The 15,611-nt window shown below is 33.5% G+C and carries 17 protein-coding genes and 1 pseudogene; 10 read left to right on the top strand and 8 right to left on the bottom strand.

Going from position 1 to position 15,611, the window contains the following annotated elements:
* Window positions 1-37: 37 nt before the first annotated feature.
* A pseudogene (locus BED47_RS23240) lies at window positions 38-172 on the bottom strand (acetyltransferase); the annotation flags it as partial.
* An 18-nt stretch (window positions 173-190) separates the two neighbouring features.
* Between BED47_RS23240 and BED47_RS23725 the strand changes: the two are divergent.
* Entirely contained in the window at window positions 191-364 is a 174-nt protein-coding gene (locus BED47_RS23725) for a hypothetical protein (protein WP_175403492.1), read from the top strand.
* A 51-nt stretch (window positions 365-415) separates the two neighbouring features.
* On the opposite strand, the gene BED47_RS12040 is transcribed toward BED47_RS23725, so the two are convergent.
* The 6 genes from BED47_RS12040 to BED47_RS12065 form a co-directional block, all read right to left on the bottom strand.
* The gene (locus tag BED47_RS12040; RefSeq protein ID WP_069033872.1) at window positions 416-1,423 is read right to left on the bottom strand and encodes a PTS sugar transporter subunit IIC; all 1,008 of its coding nucleotides are present in this window, start codon (window positions 1,421-1,423) and stop codon (window positions 416-418) included.
* Window positions 1,424-1,540: 117 nt separating this feature from the next.
* Window positions 1,541-2,932 (bottom strand): argininosuccinate lyase, encoded by a 1,392-nt coding sequence (argH, locus tag BED47_RS12045; RefSeq protein ID WP_069033873.1) that lies wholly within the window; start codon window positions 2,930-2,932, stop codon window positions 1,541-1,543.
* A gap of 27 nt (window positions 2,933-2,959) precedes the next feature.
* Complete coding sequence (locus BED47_RS12050) at window positions 2,960-4,174, bottom strand: argininosuccinate synthase (RefSeq protein WP_069033874.1); 1,215 nt, start codon at window positions 4,172-4,174, stop codon at window positions 2,960-2,962.
* A gap of 39 nt (window positions 4,175-4,213) precedes the next feature.
* Window positions 4,214-5,251, bottom strand: coding sequence for an ornithine carbamoyltransferase (gene argF, locus BED47_RS12055; RefSeq protein ID WP_084006894.1), 1,038 nt, complete (start codon window positions 5,249-5,251; stop codon window positions 4,214-4,216).
* A gap of 252 nt (window positions 5,252-5,503) precedes the next feature.
* Entirely contained in the window at window positions 5,504-5,947 is a 444-nt protein-coding gene (locus BED47_RS12060; protein WP_069033875.1) for a Dps family protein, read from the bottom strand.
* A 62-nt stretch (window positions 5,948-6,009) separates the two neighbouring features.
* A complete protein-coding gene (locus BED47_RS12065; protein WP_069033876.1) occupies window positions 6,010-6,783 on the bottom strand; it encodes a nucleotidyltransferase domain-containing protein in 774 nt (257 codons plus the stop codon).
* Between the two features lie 377 nt (window positions 6,784-7,160).
* On the opposite strand from BED47_RS12065, the gene BED47_RS12070 reads away from it, so the two are divergent.
* From BED47_RS12070 to BED47_RS12085, 4 genes are all read left to right on the top strand, one after another.
* Entirely contained in the window at window positions 7,161-7,880 is a 720-nt protein-coding gene (locus tag BED47_RS12070; protein ID WP_069033877.1) for a DUF4367 domain-containing protein, read from the top strand.
* Window positions 7,881-8,179: 299 nt separating this feature from the next.
* On the top strand, window positions 8,180-8,704 hold the full coding sequence (locus BED47_RS12075) for a hypothetical protein (protein ID WP_069033878.1): 525 nt from the start codon (window positions 8,180-8,182) through the stop codon (window positions 8,702-8,704).
* A gap of 193 nt (window positions 8,705-8,897) precedes the next feature.
* Window positions 8,898-9,131 (top strand): hypothetical protein, encoded by a 234-nt coding sequence (locus BED47_RS12080; protein WP_069033879.1) that lies wholly within the window; start codon window positions 8,898-8,900, stop codon window positions 9,129-9,131.
* A gap of 123 nt (window positions 9,132-9,254) precedes the next feature.
* On the top strand, window positions 9,255-9,434 hold the full coding sequence (locus BED47_RS12085) for a hypothetical protein (protein ID WP_069033880.1): 180 nt from the start codon (window positions 9,255-9,257) through the stop codon (window positions 9,432-9,434).
* 141 nt (window positions 9,435-9,575) lie between these two features.
* On the opposite strand, the gene BED47_RS12090 is transcribed toward BED47_RS12085, so the two are convergent.
* Window positions 9,576-10,793 (bottom strand): IS110 family transposase, encoded by a 1,218-nt coding sequence (locus BED47_RS12090; protein ID WP_069033881.1) that lies wholly within the window; start codon window positions 10,791-10,793, stop codon window positions 9,576-9,578.
* Window positions 10,794-11,134: 341 nt separating this feature from the next.
* On the opposite strand from BED47_RS12090, the gene BED47_RS23730 reads away from it, so the two are divergent.
* The 5 genes from BED47_RS23730 (at window position 11,135) to BED47_RS12110 (ending at window position 15,183) form a co-directional block, all read left to right on the top strand.
* Complete coding sequence (locus BED47_RS23730; protein ID WP_175403493.1) at window positions 11,135-11,275, top strand: hypothetical protein; 141 nt, start codon at window positions 11,135-11,137, stop codon at window positions 11,273-11,275.
* A gap of 204 nt (window positions 11,276-11,479) precedes the next feature.
* The gene (locus BED47_RS12095) at window positions 11,480-12,055 is read left to right on the top strand and encodes a TetR/AcrR family transcriptional regulator (RefSeq protein WP_069033882.1); all 576 of its coding nucleotides are present in this window, start codon (window positions 11,480-11,482) and stop codon (window positions 12,053-12,055) included.
* A gap of 110 nt (window positions 12,056-12,165) precedes the next feature.
* Entirely contained in the window at window positions 12,166-13,014 is an 849-nt protein-coding gene (locus tag BED47_RS12100; protein WP_084006895.1) for an alpha/beta fold hydrolase, read from the top strand.
* A 14-nt stretch (window positions 13,015-13,028) separates the two neighbouring features.
* Entirely contained in the window at window positions 13,029-14,087 is a 1,059-nt protein-coding gene (locus tag BED47_RS12105) for an alkene reductase (RefSeq protein ID WP_069033884.1), read from the top strand.
* Between the two features lie 103 nt (window positions 14,088-14,190).
* Window positions 14,191-15,183 (top strand): NADP-dependent oxidoreductase, encoded by a 993-nt coding sequence (locus tag BED47_RS12110; RefSeq protein ID WP_069033885.1) that lies wholly within the window; start codon window positions 14,191-14,193, stop codon window positions 15,181-15,183.
* Window positions 15,184-15,611: the final 428 nt, after the last annotated feature.

Raw genomic sequence — 15,611 nt, forward strand, 5'->3', positions numbered from 1 at the left:
CATTTCCCGCCTTAAAAGAAATACCTACTCGCTGAGCTTTCCTAAAAAGGACTTTTCCTTCTCCTTCAACAACTACATTGTCAGGAACATCTTTTGTTACAACAGAACCAAAAGCGATCACAACATTATGTCCAATCTTTATTCCTGGATTTATAATCGCTCTTCCACCAACATTTTAGGTGTAACTTTTATGGTATTCACTCTCATTGTATTTTCAATTATAGCGATTTTTGCAGACAGCTTTGGTGAAAAATTGTTACAAAATGAGAAATCTTCTACAATTATCAATCTAGCACAAGGCACTATTTTTATAGGATTAGGTTTACTAAAACTATTATGGTTCGATAAAAGTGTAACCTATTAAAATGACAATACAATGAAAAATGAGTACTTTATTTAGTACTCATTTTTCTATTTATAATATTTTCAACTCTCCAGTTTTAATCATATTTGCTTGTTTTAAGAATATGTACACAATATATGAAACAATCCCAGGTACTAATATGTATGTAACAATCATCGGTATCATAACTGCACTTCCATAGGTAGCTAATAAATTCATTGGTGCAACAAGTGCACATAATCCTAAACCGGCAATTTCTTTTGGTGCTTCAATATGAAATAAGAATGCAGAAATCGGTCCAGCCACGGCACTTGCAACTATGGTTGGTATAAGTATCCTAATATTCCTGGTTACATTGGGTAGTTGTAACTTAGGAGTGATAATTAATAAACCAAGGATACTTCCTGGATCATTCTCTCGTGCAGAGATAACTGCTAATCCCACAAATTGCGCTGCACATCCCGCCAATGCGGCCCCGCCGGCTAATCCATCTAAATTCAATGCAATGGCTAATGCAGCAGAAGAAGCAGGCGAAACAATTAATATCCCCCACACTACCGCTAATACAATCGAAGCAATAATTGGCGAACCTTCAGTTGAACCTTTAATAAAATTCCCAACCGCTATTAAGATTGGAGAAATCCATTTTGATAAATATAATCCAACTAATCCTGAAATTAAGATGGCAAATAAAGGCACAACCATTAAATCTAATTTCGTTTTACCTTGAACAGCTTTTCCAATAAGAATTGCAACTAAAGCTGATAATAACGCTCCTACTGGTTCACCCATTTTAATGGTCATCGCCGTATCTACCATCAATAATGCCCCGGATCCAATTATTGCAGCGGCCATTGCAGAAAAAATGATTAACGTACTTGAACCTAATAAAACAGCTATACCTGCACCAATAGCAGGTGCCATTAATAATTTAGTCGAAAATCCAATCGTCATTAAAGATTCAAAATGAAAAATCTTTCCAATACTCTCAAGTAAAGACCCGATACCGATCATGACGAAAACAGCATGTGCTATACCTTCTGATGCTCTAAATACCCTACTTTTTTGTTGCGTGCTCATATGATACCTACCTTTTTTTAGTAACTACTTCTAGTATTTGCATAATGAATAGAAAATTATTAATAAATTAGAAGCACAAAAAAACGTCCAAATAATTGGACGTTTTCAATTAGAAAATTATACCATATTTATTGAAAAGCTTAAACACTCTTCTGCTTTTGTAATTTGTTTCCAAACTTCATTCGTTGAAGTTCCACCTTCACTAATTCTTGCTTCCATTACTGTTTTTGGATTTAAAGTATGATAAATATCTTCTTCGAACACTTCATTAATCACCTTAAATTCCTCAAGCTTTAATTCCCCAAGAAATTTATGATTCTCTATAGCATATAGAACCGTTTTTCCAACGATTTCATGAGCTTGTCGGAATGGGATATTTTTTCGAACTAAGTAATCAGCAAGGTCAGTAGCGTTTGAATAATCATTTTTAACAGCTTCATACATACGGTTTTCATTTACTTTCATTGTATCGATAATTCCCGAAAGTAATTGCAGTGTTCCTACAACAGTATAGATGGTATCAAACATACCTTCTTTATCTTCTTGCATGTCTTTGTTATAAGCTAAAGGTAGTCCTTTTAAAACAGTTAATAACCCGATTAAGCTGCCATAAACTCTCCCTGTTTTACCTCGAAGTAATTCTGGAACATCTGGATTTTTTTTCTGCGGCATAATACTAGAGCCGGTACAAAAAGCATCGTCTAATTCAATAAACTGAAATTCTTGACTAGACCAAATGACAAATTCCTCTGATAGTCTAGAAATATGTGTCATTAGTAAAGACGAATCAGAAAGGAACTCTACGATAAAATCACGATCGCTTACTGCATCTAAACTATTATGATAGATATCACTAAAACCAAGTAATTCAGCAGTACGTTGACGGTTAATTGGAAATGTAGTTCCAGCTAATGCACCTGCACCTAATGGTGAAATATCCACTCGTTTTAAACTATCTTTGAATCGGCTTTTGTCACGCTCTAGCATCCAAAAATACGCAAGTAAATGATGTGCAAATGAAACAGGCTGTGCTCTTTGTAAGTGCGTATATCCAGGCATAATTGTATTTACATGCTTTTTTGCTTGCGTCACGATTTTATTTTGAACTTCTTCAATTAAATCAATAATGGAAGACGTATTATTTTTTAAAAAAAGGTGCATATCCGTTGCTACTTGATCATTTCGACTACGCCCTGTATGTAGTTTTCCTCCTACAGGACCAATTTCTTCAATTAACAAGCTTTCGATATTCATATGAATATCTTCATTTTCTATACTAAATTGAACCTCATTTTTCTCAACTTTTTTTAATATTTTATTTAAACCTTCTATTATTAGTTCAGCTTCGTTGATTTCAATAATGCCACATTCTCCAAGCATCGTTGCATGTGCGATACTACCAGCTATATCTTCCTTAGCCATTATTTGATCAAATTCAATCGATGCTGTAAATTCTTCGACTAATTGATTTGTCTCCTTCGTAAAACGTCCGCCCCAAAGTTTTGACATAACTGCCTCCTTCATCAACCCTATATTTTATTTACTTAGTACTGTATTTTTCTGTGTAACTTCGCTATATACCTTTGTTGGTAATCCCCATAGTTTAATAAAGCCTACTGCTGCATTATGATCAAATAAATCACCCTTTGAATAGGTTGCAAGCTCTTCATTGTATAGACTAGTTTCTGATTTTCTACCTACTACTGTATGAGTGCCTTTAAATAATTTCACACGAACAATACCACTTACTGTTTCTTGTGTTGTATTTACAAACGCATCTAAAGCACCCATTAAAGGTGAATACCACAAGCCATCGTATAGCATTTTTGAAAATTGTTGTTCAATGCTTACTTTAAAATTTGTCACTTCACGAGGCAATGTAAGGAACTCTAATTCTTTATGAGCATTGATTAAGATTAGCGCTGCTGGATTTTCATAAACTTCACGTGATTTTATACCTACTAATCTATTTTCAATATGGTCGATTCTTCCTACACCGTGTTTTCCACCAAGTACATTTAATTGTTCGATAAGTTGAACAAGATCTATAGGCTGACCGTTCAAGCTAACAGGTACACCTTTTGAAAATTCAATTTCAATATATTCAGGAACATCTGGAGTATTTTCAATTGCATTCGTCCAATCAAAAGCTTCTTCTGGTGCTTCATTCCATGGATTCTCTAATACACCTGCTTCACAAGCTCTTCCCCATATATTTGCATCAATTGAAAATGGATTATCTAAATCAACAGGAATTGGTACACCATTTTCATGTGCGTATTGTATTTCCTCATCACGAGTCATACCCCATTCACGAACGGGCGCCACTACTTTAAGATTCGGATTCAAAGCCATTACTGAAACTTCAAAACGAACTTGATCGTTTCCTTTACCTGTACAACCATGCGCTACTGCAACTGCACCTTCTTGCTTTGCTACATCGACTAATAATTTTGCGATTAAAGGTCTTGATAGAGCAGATGAAAGTGGATACTTTCCTTCATATAATGCATTCGCTTTTAGAGCGGGGACAATATATTCATTTGCAAATAAGTCCTTTACATTGATCATATATGACTTAATTGCTCCTAAATTTAACGCCTTTTGACGAACAGCTTCAACATCTTTTCCTTCACCTAAATCAAGACAAAGTGCAATCACATCATAGTTATATTTCTCTTGTAACCATTTAATACAAACTGACGTATCTAAACCACCTGAATATGCTAAAACAATTTTCTCATTTCCCATGTTATTACCCCCGATTAGATTATTAATAGATTTTTAGAATTATAAATTACCCATTAAGGCAACTAAGATCGCTTTTTGAGCGTGAAGTCGATTTTCAGCTTCATCAAATACGACCGAATGCTTACCATCAATTACCGAAGCTGTTACTTCTTCCCCTCTATGTGCAGGTAAGCAGTGCATGAATAAATAATCATCTTTTGCGTTTTCTAATAAATGATCATTTACTTGATACGGGCTAAAATCTTTTAAGCGAATTTCAGTCTCTTCCTCTTGCCCCATACTGGTCCAAACATCCGTTATCACAACATCAGCTCTACTTACACCATCTACAGGATTATTAACAACTTCAATAACACTTCCAGTTGTTTTTGCAACATGCTTCATCGATTGAAGTACAACTTTATTAGGTTCATACCCAACGGGACATGCAATTGTTAAATAAACACCAAGCTTAGCAGCACCCTCAATTAAAGAATGACAGATGTTATTATTTCCATCTCCTACATAAGCAATCTTCAAACCTTTTAATCTACCTTTATGCTCAAGAATAGTTAAGAAATCAGCCATGATTTGAGCTGGATGGTGCAGATTTGTTAAACCATTAATAACTGGAATTGACGAGTGTTCAGCGAACTCGGTCAACATCTCATGAGTATTTGCTCGAATCATGACCCCATCTACATAACGAGAAAATACTTTTGATGTATCATGAACAGTTTCGCCTCTACCAAGCTGTAAATCTTTACTACTCATAAAGATTGCATGACCACCTAATTGCATCATCGCAATTTCAAATGAAAGTCTCGTTCTAGTAGAATTCTTTTCAAAAATCATCCCTAGTACTTTGTCTTTTAAATAAGGATGTGCCTCTTTCGCCTTTTGCATATTTTTCATCTCTAAAGATTTTTCAAGTAAGAATAATAATTCGCTTGATGAAAACTCACTTATTGAAAGAAAATTTTTCCCTTTAAAATCCGACCATTTTACAGAGCTAAAATTTCCTTTTGTAACATTCCCTTTTGTCTTTTGAATATAACCATTTTTCTTTACATGATTTTCTTTCAATACTTTACTCATAAATCCATCCCCTTTTTTTAGAAGTTAAGATTCTTATATAATGAATGATTATACACAAATATAAATAATTATACAATCGGTTTTTTAGTTTTTTTTGGTAATTTTTTACGAAAAATTTTAACACATCACAAAAACCCTTATAAACACTCGTTTTATACTAGAAAACAAGATGAAAAAAAGGGGGAAAATAAAAAAAGATGAACTAACCAATCATCTGTAATGATAGGTTAATCCATCTTTTTAAATATTTATTCATTTTCCAAGAAATGATTTTAACATCCAAAGCATCTTTTCAATTTCAGCAATCTTACCTAGGAATAAATCAGCTGTTTCTTGATCATCACTTTCTTCTGCAATTGAGATTACATCACGCGATTCTTGTACAACTTTTTCATAGTCTTTAATCAGATCAGATACCATTTCTTCTGCAGAAAACGTATGATTACCTTCTTTAATCGTAGCCGTTTCTAAGTATTCACGAAGTGTTGCAATTGGTTTTGCGCCAATTGTTAAAATACGTTCTCCTAAATCGTCTACCATTACTTTTGCATCGTCATAATACAACTCAAATTTTTCATGTAGAGTAAAGAAATTTGGTCCTTTTACATACCAATGATAGTTATGTAATTTTACATATAATACATTCCAATTCGCCAGTTGTTGATTCAATAGACTTTCTAAATTTGCCAACTTCATTCACACTCCAATTTCTTTGTTAACATACAAAGAAATTTTTCCCAAAAAGTGTGTAATCTATTCTATTTTTCCCATGAATGTTCAATTGTAGTTCGAAATAGTTCGTTCAAGTTCTCAGTATTCACCTTGTTTGATTCAGTAATTCCCTTAACATACTCTTCAAAAAACTGAATGTTATTTTCAATAAAATCGTTTAATACTTTTTTTCTAGGCTCAAGATCTAATTCTTCACCTTGTTTTTTTCGGATTAATAACTTGCCTACTTCTTCTAAAAATTCCTGTTCTAAACCCTCCATCTCTAAAAGTTCATCAAATAAAATTGGAGGAATTTCATTATATTTTTGAATCCATATACAAGCTAAAATTGGTCTTAATATATAAAAATACTTTTTAATCTTAACTTCTTCACCTTGCAAATAATCACGGTAATTCCCCCTGGCCATATGGAGATAATGGTAGATACACGCCTTTTTAGAAAGAATTTCATTTCCGATTTTTCTTAATTCTTCTGAAATCGTTAAATCATCATGATAAACAATTGGAGACCTTAACCATTCTAAAAAGGCTGGGTTTGACTTCGCGAAGAGATTAAGTGCCTTTTTTAAGTCCCACCCACTAAAATCGAGTAAATCATTTATTGGATATTCAATTACATCACGTTTTTGGTCAATACTTAAATACCAATCTTTGCGGTGAACATAGACAAAACGTACATCATAATCACTGTCTTTAGATGGAAATCCCCACGCTCTACTACCAGACTCAACTGCAAATAGTATTTTTACCTCATGTTCGGTTTCTATTTGTTTTAGTTTTTCCACTATTATTTCCTTCATATTTATCTCCTTAAACCGCGTCATGAAATGCTATAGTATAACTAGTATAATAATGATTAAAATCTCTGCACAAGGAGTTTCTTGAATTTATAATTGGAACAAAAGGATTAAAATAGGCTCCGTATGACTTTATATCGATAGTTAAAGCTAAAACCCGATCATTAAATTCTGATTTTAAAAGAAGGCTCTGTTAAAGAAGATTGTTGAATTTCTTATTCAACTAACTGGCAGATTAGTTGAACAAGGAATTCAATAATTTATGTCGAATTGTGTAAAGTAAATAAAAAAAAGATTTTTTAAGGAACGTGGATAAATTGATAATAAATACTAAAATAACAGTAACCCCACAGGGACCTAAATATAGATGTTTGTTATTATTGATAATCGCGTGTTTAGTTTTATCTAGTTGTAAACAAAATGAAAAAACACTTCAACATAAAAATGCGTCAAAAGTTAAAAAAATAGATTTTGTTGCATTATTAGAAGCACCACCTGATGCAAAAAGTGCATCTGAATCTGCAATTTCTGAATATGAATGGCATTTCAAAGATAAAACTACGACAAAACCACTTAAGTCATCAATTGTAAATGATGTTTCTATTGGTAATAGAAGTATTGTAATTTTAAATACACAGAAAATTGACAATAGGTTTGTTGTAATGAATTATAAATATACTAATATGTATAACCTATTAAGTTTTATGGATCTAAATGTTAAAGATGGCCAATACTTCACTGATAAAGGGGGAATAAAACTTCCTTTAAATCAATTTGTCGTTGCTAAATCTACAGAACCAGATGACGATCCAGTTATTTTGGCGTTTGCAAATAAAAAGAAAATTGCTGTAATTGCTAGATATAAACGTTTTTCATTTAAGTTAAATTCAAATGAAAATAAAAATATATCAATAGTAGATAGTAGTGGACATAAATTATTTATAGTAACCAATGGACAACGAAGATTTTTGTATTTTTTTGATAATGATTATATTTTTGTAGTTACTGGTAATTTAAATAAAAATGAGCTAATTAATATATCAGATTCATTACCATCTGCTACTAGTGATATTTTTCCTAGTTCAAAAAATAAAAATTAATCCTATTTCTAACAAATAATTCGTTCAATTCAAATAAAAAAGTTAAATAATTAGTAATTTAGAGAAAAAATAATGAATATTCTAATGCGATTGTTGAACAACACGAGTCACATAGTGGCTCGTTTTTTATTGTTCAAACTGGCAGATTAGTTGAAAAAGAATAATTTGATTTTTGTAAAAAAAGCGAAATTCCCCCAAATCAAAGTAGTGGATATACAATGTATAATAAGTTTGCGGGAGTTACTGGAAGTTTCTGAATATAAACTAACCAATTATATACATAAAAGGAGTCTATTTTAATGAAGAAGATTTTTCCTGTTTTACTACTAATATCAATTATGTTAACTGGCTGTAATTCCGATACCGTTTACACACCTCTATATAATGGCAAAAATTTAATCATTGGTGTTATAGGTAATTATCCGAAAGTAAGAGAAGAGAATGTGAAATTCAAAAAAATCAATTTTAATAAAATAGAAGAAAACAAAAAACTTTCGTCAGAACTTGATGCCGTTTTTATTATGAAGGAAAATCATTCCGAAGCTGCCAATAGTAAATACGAAGCTGTTTATAAAAGTTCTGGTATTCCTTTCTTCTTTATTGATTCAACAAAATCATTCGAAGCAATTATAAATGGACAACTCTCCTTTGAAGATGCGCCTGATAGAGTTGACCAAAGTTATGCAACAGGTATTTTGGGTAACGGAAAATATCAATATTGCGGATATTATCTTTATAATGACAAGGTAAACGAAAATAACATTAAGGCTCTATACACACAAATATTTACTACAATTGAGTCTGGTAAATGCTTCAACGATTAAGAAATGCAATTTGTGAGTTTGTGAAGAATTGTTATCTCACTAACGCAGTGCTTTAGTTGAATAACAAGATCGGCTGTTTAGTCGATTTTTTTATGGCACTAAATGGCAGTTTAGTTGCATAAGGATTATGGTATTTTATGGTAAAATTAGAGGGGTTTTAGTAAAAATTTTTTTTCACATAGGGGGTTTTACAATGGGAAAACGGAAATTATCGATTACAGTATTTTTATTAAGCTTTTTTTCATTACTTATTTCTCTTAAGTTATTTTGGAATTTAGGTATTTTTGTTGATGAGTCCGGTTTAAGCCCTAATATTGTTAATGGCGGTGACTTTTGGCTTACAATGGATTGGTTAAGATTATTATTACTGTTATTGCTGTGTGTAGTATCTGGTATTAGTATTTTTAGTGCTAAACAAAAAAAGTGAAATAAAGAAAATAAAAATTGTGAAGAATTACACTTAAACTAACGCATGCGATAGTTGTAGATTTCCAGGTGGTTATCCAATGAATAGTGAATCATAATTATTATAAAAACTAGAGGTATTATAATGAACCGCAATATATTCATTTTGTTAGAAATTGTATTTGGTGGTATATCTATTTTAGTATTTGGAATGATATTTAAATTTTTAGGACTTTATGAATTTATTGGCGGAATAATCGGTATGCTAATTTATTCATTTATTTGGAGAAAATATCTTAAAAAATATGATCCAGATAATAATTAATTTTTTAACCTTATTCAACTACTATGAAAATAAACTTCTGTAAATTCGATAAAAAGGCAATACTAAATAGAAGCAGCTCATTCGTTTTTTAAAAAAAAGAGGAGCGACTTATTGTTGGTGTTTATGGACTGATCAAATAGATTAAGAGGCTTCAGTTATTGATACGGAATAGCCTAAGTTTTCTAATCTTCGTACCGAATGGCGGACAATTGATTCCTGTCTTTGTTTATCAAAATAATCTTCGCCTAGGTCGACATACATTTCTTTTCGGGTTAAAAGGTAATATGCAATTCTTAACATCGCATGGGCGACAACGATTGCAGCTTTACTTTTTCCTTTTCGTCCAGCTGTACGTCTATACAGTGCACCAAGATAGTTTTTGGATCCTCTTACTGATTGGGCTGCTTCTGTTAATGCCGATTTTAAATATTTATTTCCTTTTTTAGATTTACTAGATTTCCTTTTACCTGCACTTTCGTTATGTCCAGGAACCAGTGCTGCCCATGAACATAGATGTGCTGCGGTAGGAAATTGATTTCCTACATCGGTGCCAATTTCAGATAGAATTTGTTCAGCCATCCTTGTAGCGATTCCAGGAATTGAATCAAGTCGTTCAACATCTTCTTTATAGGAACTTACTCGATTTGCGACTTCTTGATCCAACATTTCTATTTGATTTGTTAGGAAATCAATATGAGTTAAAATCGTTTTTAACATTAGTCGTTGATGTTGTTGAATGTAGCCCCGAAGTGCCAATTCAAGCTCCTCTTTTTTCTTTTTCAACGTACCACGAGCGAAGTTTGCTAGTTTTTCAGGATCATCTTCACCATGTGAAATTGCACGAAGCATGTCCAGTGAAGAAACACCCTTGATATCTGAAACAACAGAACCAAGTTTAATGTTAGCCCCTTCTAAAACCTTCTGAATCCGATTAAGTTGTCTTGCACGTTCTTCAATAATGCTACGACGATAGCGTACAAGTTCCCTTAATTCTCGTTGATTCCGATTTGGAATAAAACTAGCTTTGAGTAGTCCATGGCGAAGAAGTTGCGCGATCCATTCGGCGTCTTTAACATCAGTTTTTCGTCCTGGAAGTGCCTTCATATGCTGGGCATTCACAACTAAAAACTCGATACCTTCGGACTCAAGTAAATTAACAATAGGCTTCCAATAAACACTGGTACTTTCCATCGCTACATGAGTACAATTATTCTCTTTAATCCAGTCCAATAACTTTAATAGAAAAATAGTCTTGGTTGAAAATGTTTGGACCTCCTTTCCTTCTGATGTCATGATACAAGCAGTGATATTGTCCTTGTGAACATCTAAACCACACGCTCTTTCAATGATTACATCCATTGAAATCTTCCTTTCTAGGCTCATAAATGGAGGCTAGTGCAACAATCAGATTAGGATTAATCTACTATTAGTGCTTCCCGCAAGGGAGCAACAGTCAGTGGTGCACCGTGGTCGTTGGAGTCAGACTAACGCGTGGGCTCTATGGCACCATAGTTGATCGACCTTCTTCTCCTAGCCTTAGAATCAGTATGGTCGGATTCAATACATTTTCATTCACTGTGGTGAAGCTCCGTTTTTGAGCTTCATGGGTGGCTAACGCATGCATGAGTTAAATAGCAGCTGCCAATACAGGTGGCTTTTTTTATTCAACAAAATGGCAGTTTGGTTGAGTAAGGGCTCAGATGGTTCTAATTGCTGTTTCTTGTTTATTTGGTATGAGTGCATCTGTAGAAGAGTTTGATCTATTAATCGATACAGTGGAAGAAAACAATCCTGAAGAAACTAAACGAATAGAAGAAATGTTTGGCGGTACCCCTAAGTGAAAGTTAATGGATAATATTGTGATATGTAGCAAATGTGTTGGGAATTATTGGTTATTTATAATTCTTTACTAATCGTTCTAAAAAGAATATTATTTAATCATGGTTTGAAATTCATGTGTTTATTTTAGAACGTTCATTCTATAATGGATTATGACATTTGTTTTTGTTAGTATTGGTTCATGGATTTTTTTAAGGAGAAATAAAATGGCTAGAAGTAAAGAGTTTGACGAAAAAGCAGTATTAAGAAAAGCAATGGAGCTTTTCTGGGAACAGGGTTATGAAAAAACATCCATGCAAGATTTGGTGGATCATATGGGGATAAACCGCAGGAGTATGTATGACACATTTGGTGACAAGCGTTCATTGTTTTTAGCTTCCCTTAATCACTATGAAGAGCTCATCGTCAATGAGATGGAAAGCATAATTAGCAGCACTTCATCCATTAAACAGGCGATACGGGATGTTTTTATTTTCATACTGAATTCCATTGAACAATACCCAAAAGGTTGTCTATCAGTAAATACAGCCATTGAATTATCTTTGTTGGACAAAGAAATTGGACGCATAGTTACAAAAATGTTTAACCGTACTGAAGATATGTTTAATGACCTTATAAAACGGGGCCAAACTAGTGGAGAGCTATCAAAAGAAATCGATTCTGATAACACATCTCGTTTCTTACACAACAATTTGGTAGGTATAAGAGTACTAATAAAAACTAATTACAATAAAAAAGAATTAGAAGGCATCATCACTCTAGCACTTTCAGTGTTGGACTAGCTTTCTTTTTTTACCCTTTTTAGAACGCTCATTCTAAAATCAGTATGAAACAAACCATCATAATGCATACTTATAAAATCGTTTTTTAATTTCTAAGGAGAATCACAAAGATGACAAACTTTAAAATACCAACAGAATCAGAATTTATTGAAGCAGATGGAACTCGTTACGCATATAGAAAATTTGGTACACAAGATGGTATACCAGTAGTATTTCTTGTTCACTTTAGAGGAACGATGGAAAACTGGGATCCAAACATGCTTGAACCTATTGCAAATACACGCCCAGTAATCTTATTTGACAATAAAGGGGTTGGTGAGACCGATGGACTAACGCCTACTACAATTGCTGATATGGCAAAAGATACAGCAACATTTATAAAAACTCTTGGATTAGAACAAGTTGACATTCTTGGTTTTTCCATTGGTGGCATGGTTGCACAAGAGCTAGCTTTACAAGAAGGAGATTTAGTAAGAAAAATTATTATGGCAGGTACTTCGCCTGAATCTGGTATTAATCCAAATCCAGAGATTTTTGAAAGAATGAATCGTCACGGCGGAACGGAAGAAGATGGAATAAATGATTTTATGTTCTTTTTCTACGAACAAACCGAAACAAGTAAATCTGCAGGAATGGCTTCACTACAAAGAATTTTTAATCAGAAAAAAGTAAACAGTTCAGAACAAGTAAAAGAGGCACAATTACAAGCCATTGCAAAATGGGCTAAACAAAAATCTAATCATGATTATGAATGGTTACAAAACATCAAACACCCTGTACTTGTTACTAATGGTGTTAATGATGTGATGGTACCGACTAAAAACAGTTATATCTTAACAGAGAAATTACCCAAAGCACAGTTGATTATATATCCTGATTCTGGTCACGGGCATCTGTTTCAATTTCCAGAACTATTTGCAGAACACGTAAATTCATTTCTTGATTCTAATTCTTATTAAAAAGGAGTATTCATATGAGCAGATTATTTGAAAAAGTTCGTATCGGAAACATTGACTTAAAAAATCGTATAGGTATGGCTCCGATGACTAGAAGTAGAGCTTTACCAGATGGTACGCCGAGCGATTTAGTAGCAGAGTACTATGGTCAGCGTGCTTCAGTCGGTTTAATTATAAGCGAAGGAACCCAACCTTCAGATGATGGGCAAGGTTACACTAATACACCTGGTATTTATACAGAAAATCATATTAAAGGGTGGAAAAAAGTAACTTCTAAAGTTCATAGTGAAGGCGGTCATATTTTTGTTCAGCTTATGCATGTGGGACGTGTATCACACCCTGATAACACACCTCACCACCGCCAAGCAGTTGCACCATCAGCTATTGCACCTGGTGTAGAAATTTTCACGGCAGAAGGAATGAAAGAAATTCCAACACCAAGAGAATTGAGTGAGCTTGAGATAAAAGATGTTATCAATGAGTTTCGTTTAGCAGCACGTTCAGCAATTGAAGCTGGTGCAGACGGAGTTGAAATTCACGGAGCGAATGGTTATCTGATCCAACAATTCCTTAGTGAAAACTCCAATCATCGTCAAGATGCATACGGTGGTACGATTGAGGGTCGTTCTCGATTCGCTATTGAAGTAGCTAAAGCAGTTGTTGATGAAATAGGAGCAGAAAGAACAGGCATCCGTTTTTCTCCTCAAGGAACACTGCAAGGCATTGATGAGGGGGAAAATAGCCTTGAGATGTATCGCTATTTAATAAGTGAATTAAATAAGCTTAACCTTGCATATCTACATTTAATGCACTTTGGAAACGAGCAATTCCTAAAAGATGTGCGTCAACTTTGGGATCAATCACTTCTTGTTAACCGTCCAGGTCGTCCTCTAGATCAACTTTCGTCTGATATAGATAATAATCTTGCAGATGTTGTCACAGTAGGCACTTGGGTACTAGCTAATCCAGACTTTGTAGAACGGATTCAATCAGGTGCTCCCCTAAACGAACCTGATAAAAACACGCTCTATGCAGGAGGAAAAGAAGGTTATACAGACTATCCTTTCTTAAAATAGTTTATTTAATATGAATATCCCATCTAGGGATATTCATAATCTTTTTTCTTATGTTCGATATGAAAAGATACATGTGAGTTAAATAAAAATGAGGAGGATTGTAATGAAAGCTTTAGCAATTGAAAACTACGGTAAAAAACCAAATTTTTTAGACTTCCCTATGCCCAAAATAAATAATGACGAGGTCTTAGTTGAGATATATGCGGCAAGTATAAATCCTCTTGATACAAAAATTCGAAAAGGTGAATTAAAATTATTATTGAAATACAAGATGCCGTTAATTTTAGGAAATGATTTTTCTGGAAAAATTGTTGAAGTAGGTACTAGTGTCACGAAGTTTAAAGTTGGTGATGAGGTATATGGTCGACCTAGAGCAAATAAAATGGGAACTTTTACTGAATTTCTCTCTGTTAACCAAGAAGATATTGCATTAAAACCTAAAAATTTAAGTTTTGAAGAAGCAGCCTCCGTCCCTCTAGTCGGATTGACATCCTACCAAGCTTTACATGATATTCTGCGAATTGAAAAAGGACATAAAATATTAATACATGCAGGATCAGGGGGAGTAGGAACATTTGCTATCCAACTTGCAAAACATATGGGTGCTTTTGTCGCAACTACAGCTAGTGATGGTTGTGATTTAGTAAAATCTCTTGGCGCTGACGAAATTGTTAATTACAAGACAGAAAAGTTCGAACATTCGATTCGTGACTACGACGCAGTTCTTGATACCATTGGGGGGGCGACGTTAGAGAAATCATTTGTAACATTAAAAAAAGGAGGAAAGATTGTTTCTATATCTGGAATCCCGAATGGTCGCTTTGCTAAAGAAAACGGATTTAGCTCATTTAAAAAAACCTTATTTTCAATTGCAAGTTATAAACTTACGAAGCTAGAAAAAAAACATAATGTCCAATATACGTTTCTTTTTATGAAGCATAGTGGAGAGCAGTTGAGAATTTTAACAGAAATGTTAGAGTCAGAAGTGATTAAGCCTACACTTGATAAAGTTTTTATTTTCGAAGATGCCCAAAAAGCATTGGAGTATGCAGAGGCGGGAAGAGCAAAAGGAAAAATAATACTTAAATTAAAATAATTAGTCTTATCTAACAAACCTTTCTTTAGATAGAAAGTGTTTGTTTTTTTTACTTATCGAGGTTGCTTATAGAACTAACAGGTGCGTTAGTTGAATAACTTTTTAATTTAATCAACAAAAGGGACTGTATACGCTCGTCATTGCCAACAGTACAAACAATATAAAAATAAATAGTAAACCGTTCGAAGTGGCATCTCAGTCAACTTCTTTGTTCACTCGTTGAAAAGAACAAAGCAATTGTTCTCGACGAGCACACCAACGAATTATTACAAGAAAAATCAATCCATTGCAAGAGCTGGTATAAACGTATCCATTTGCTGGATCATCTTCATTCCAGTTATTCTAACCATCGTTCGATACTTTTTCTTTTCGAATTAATAACTCATGGCTATTAAAGTGTGCATTTATCCGCTTTATTTGGTATGCTT

The sequence above is a fragment of the Gottfriedia luciferensis genome (assembly GCF_001712755.1).
GTDB lineage: Bacteria > Bacillota > Bacilli > Bacillales > Bacillaceae_G > Gottfriedia > Gottfriedia luciferensis_B.

Coding starts and splice junctions, on each gene's coding strand:
- BED47_RS12050 (WP_069033874.1), bottom strand. CDS start 4,174: ATGGGAAATGAGAAAATTGTTTTAGCATATTCAGGTGGTTTAGATACG.
- BED47_RS12095 (WP_069033882.1), top strand. CDS start 11,480: ATGGCTAGAAGTAAAGAGTTTGACGAAAAAGCAGTATTAAGAAAAGCA.
- BED47_RS12060 (WP_069033875.1), bottom strand. CDS start 5,947: ATGAAGTTGGCAAATTTAGAAAGTCTATTGAATCAACAACTGGCGAAT.
- BED47_RS12080 (WP_069033879.1), top strand. CDS start 8,898: ATGGGAAAACGGAAATTATCGATTACAGTATTTTTATTAAGCTTTTTT.
- argF (WP_084006894.1), bottom strand. CDS start 5,251: ATGAGTAAAGTATTGAAAGAAAATCATGTAAAGAAAAATGGTTATATT.
- BED47_RS12100 (WP_084006895.1), top strand. CDS start 12,166: ATGACAAACTTTAAAATACCAACAGAATCAGAATTTATTGAAGCAGAT.
- BED47_RS23730 (WP_175403493.1), top strand. CDS start 11,135: ATGGTTCTAATTGCTGTTTCTTGTTTATTTGGTATGAGTGCATCTGTA.
- BED47_RS12065 (WP_069033876.1), bottom strand. CDS start 6,783: ATGAAGGAAATAATAGTGGAAAAACTAAAACAAATAGAAACCGAACAT.
- BED47_RS12085 (WP_069033880.1), top strand. CDS start 9,255: ATGAACCGCAATATATTCATTTTGTTAGAAATTGTATTTGGTGGTATA.
- BED47_RS12105 (WP_069033884.1), top strand. CDS start 13,029: ATGAGCAGATTATTTGAAAAAGTTCGTATCGGAAACATTGACTTAAAA.
- BED47_RS12110 (WP_069033885.1), top strand. CDS start 14,191: ATGAAAGCTTTAGCAATTGAAAACTACGGTAAAAAACCAAATTTTTTA.
- argH (WP_069033873.1), bottom strand. CDS start 2,932: ATGTCAAAACTTTGGGGCGGACGTTTTACGAAGGAGACAAATCAATTA.
- BED47_RS12075 (WP_069033878.1), top strand. CDS start 8,180: ATGAAGAAGATTTTTCCTGTTTTACTACTAATATCAATTATGTTAACT.
- BED47_RS12090 (WP_069033881.1), bottom strand. CDS start 10,793: ATGGATGTAATCATTGAAAGAGCGTGTGGTTTAGATGTTCACAAGGAC.
- BED47_RS12040 (WP_069033872.1), bottom strand. CDS start 1,423: ATGAGCACGCAACAAAAAAGTAGGGTATTTAGAGCATCAGAAGGTATA.
- BED47_RS23725 (WP_175403492.1), top strand. CDS start 191: ATGGTATTCACTCTCATTGTATTTTCAATTATAGCGATTTTTGCAGAC.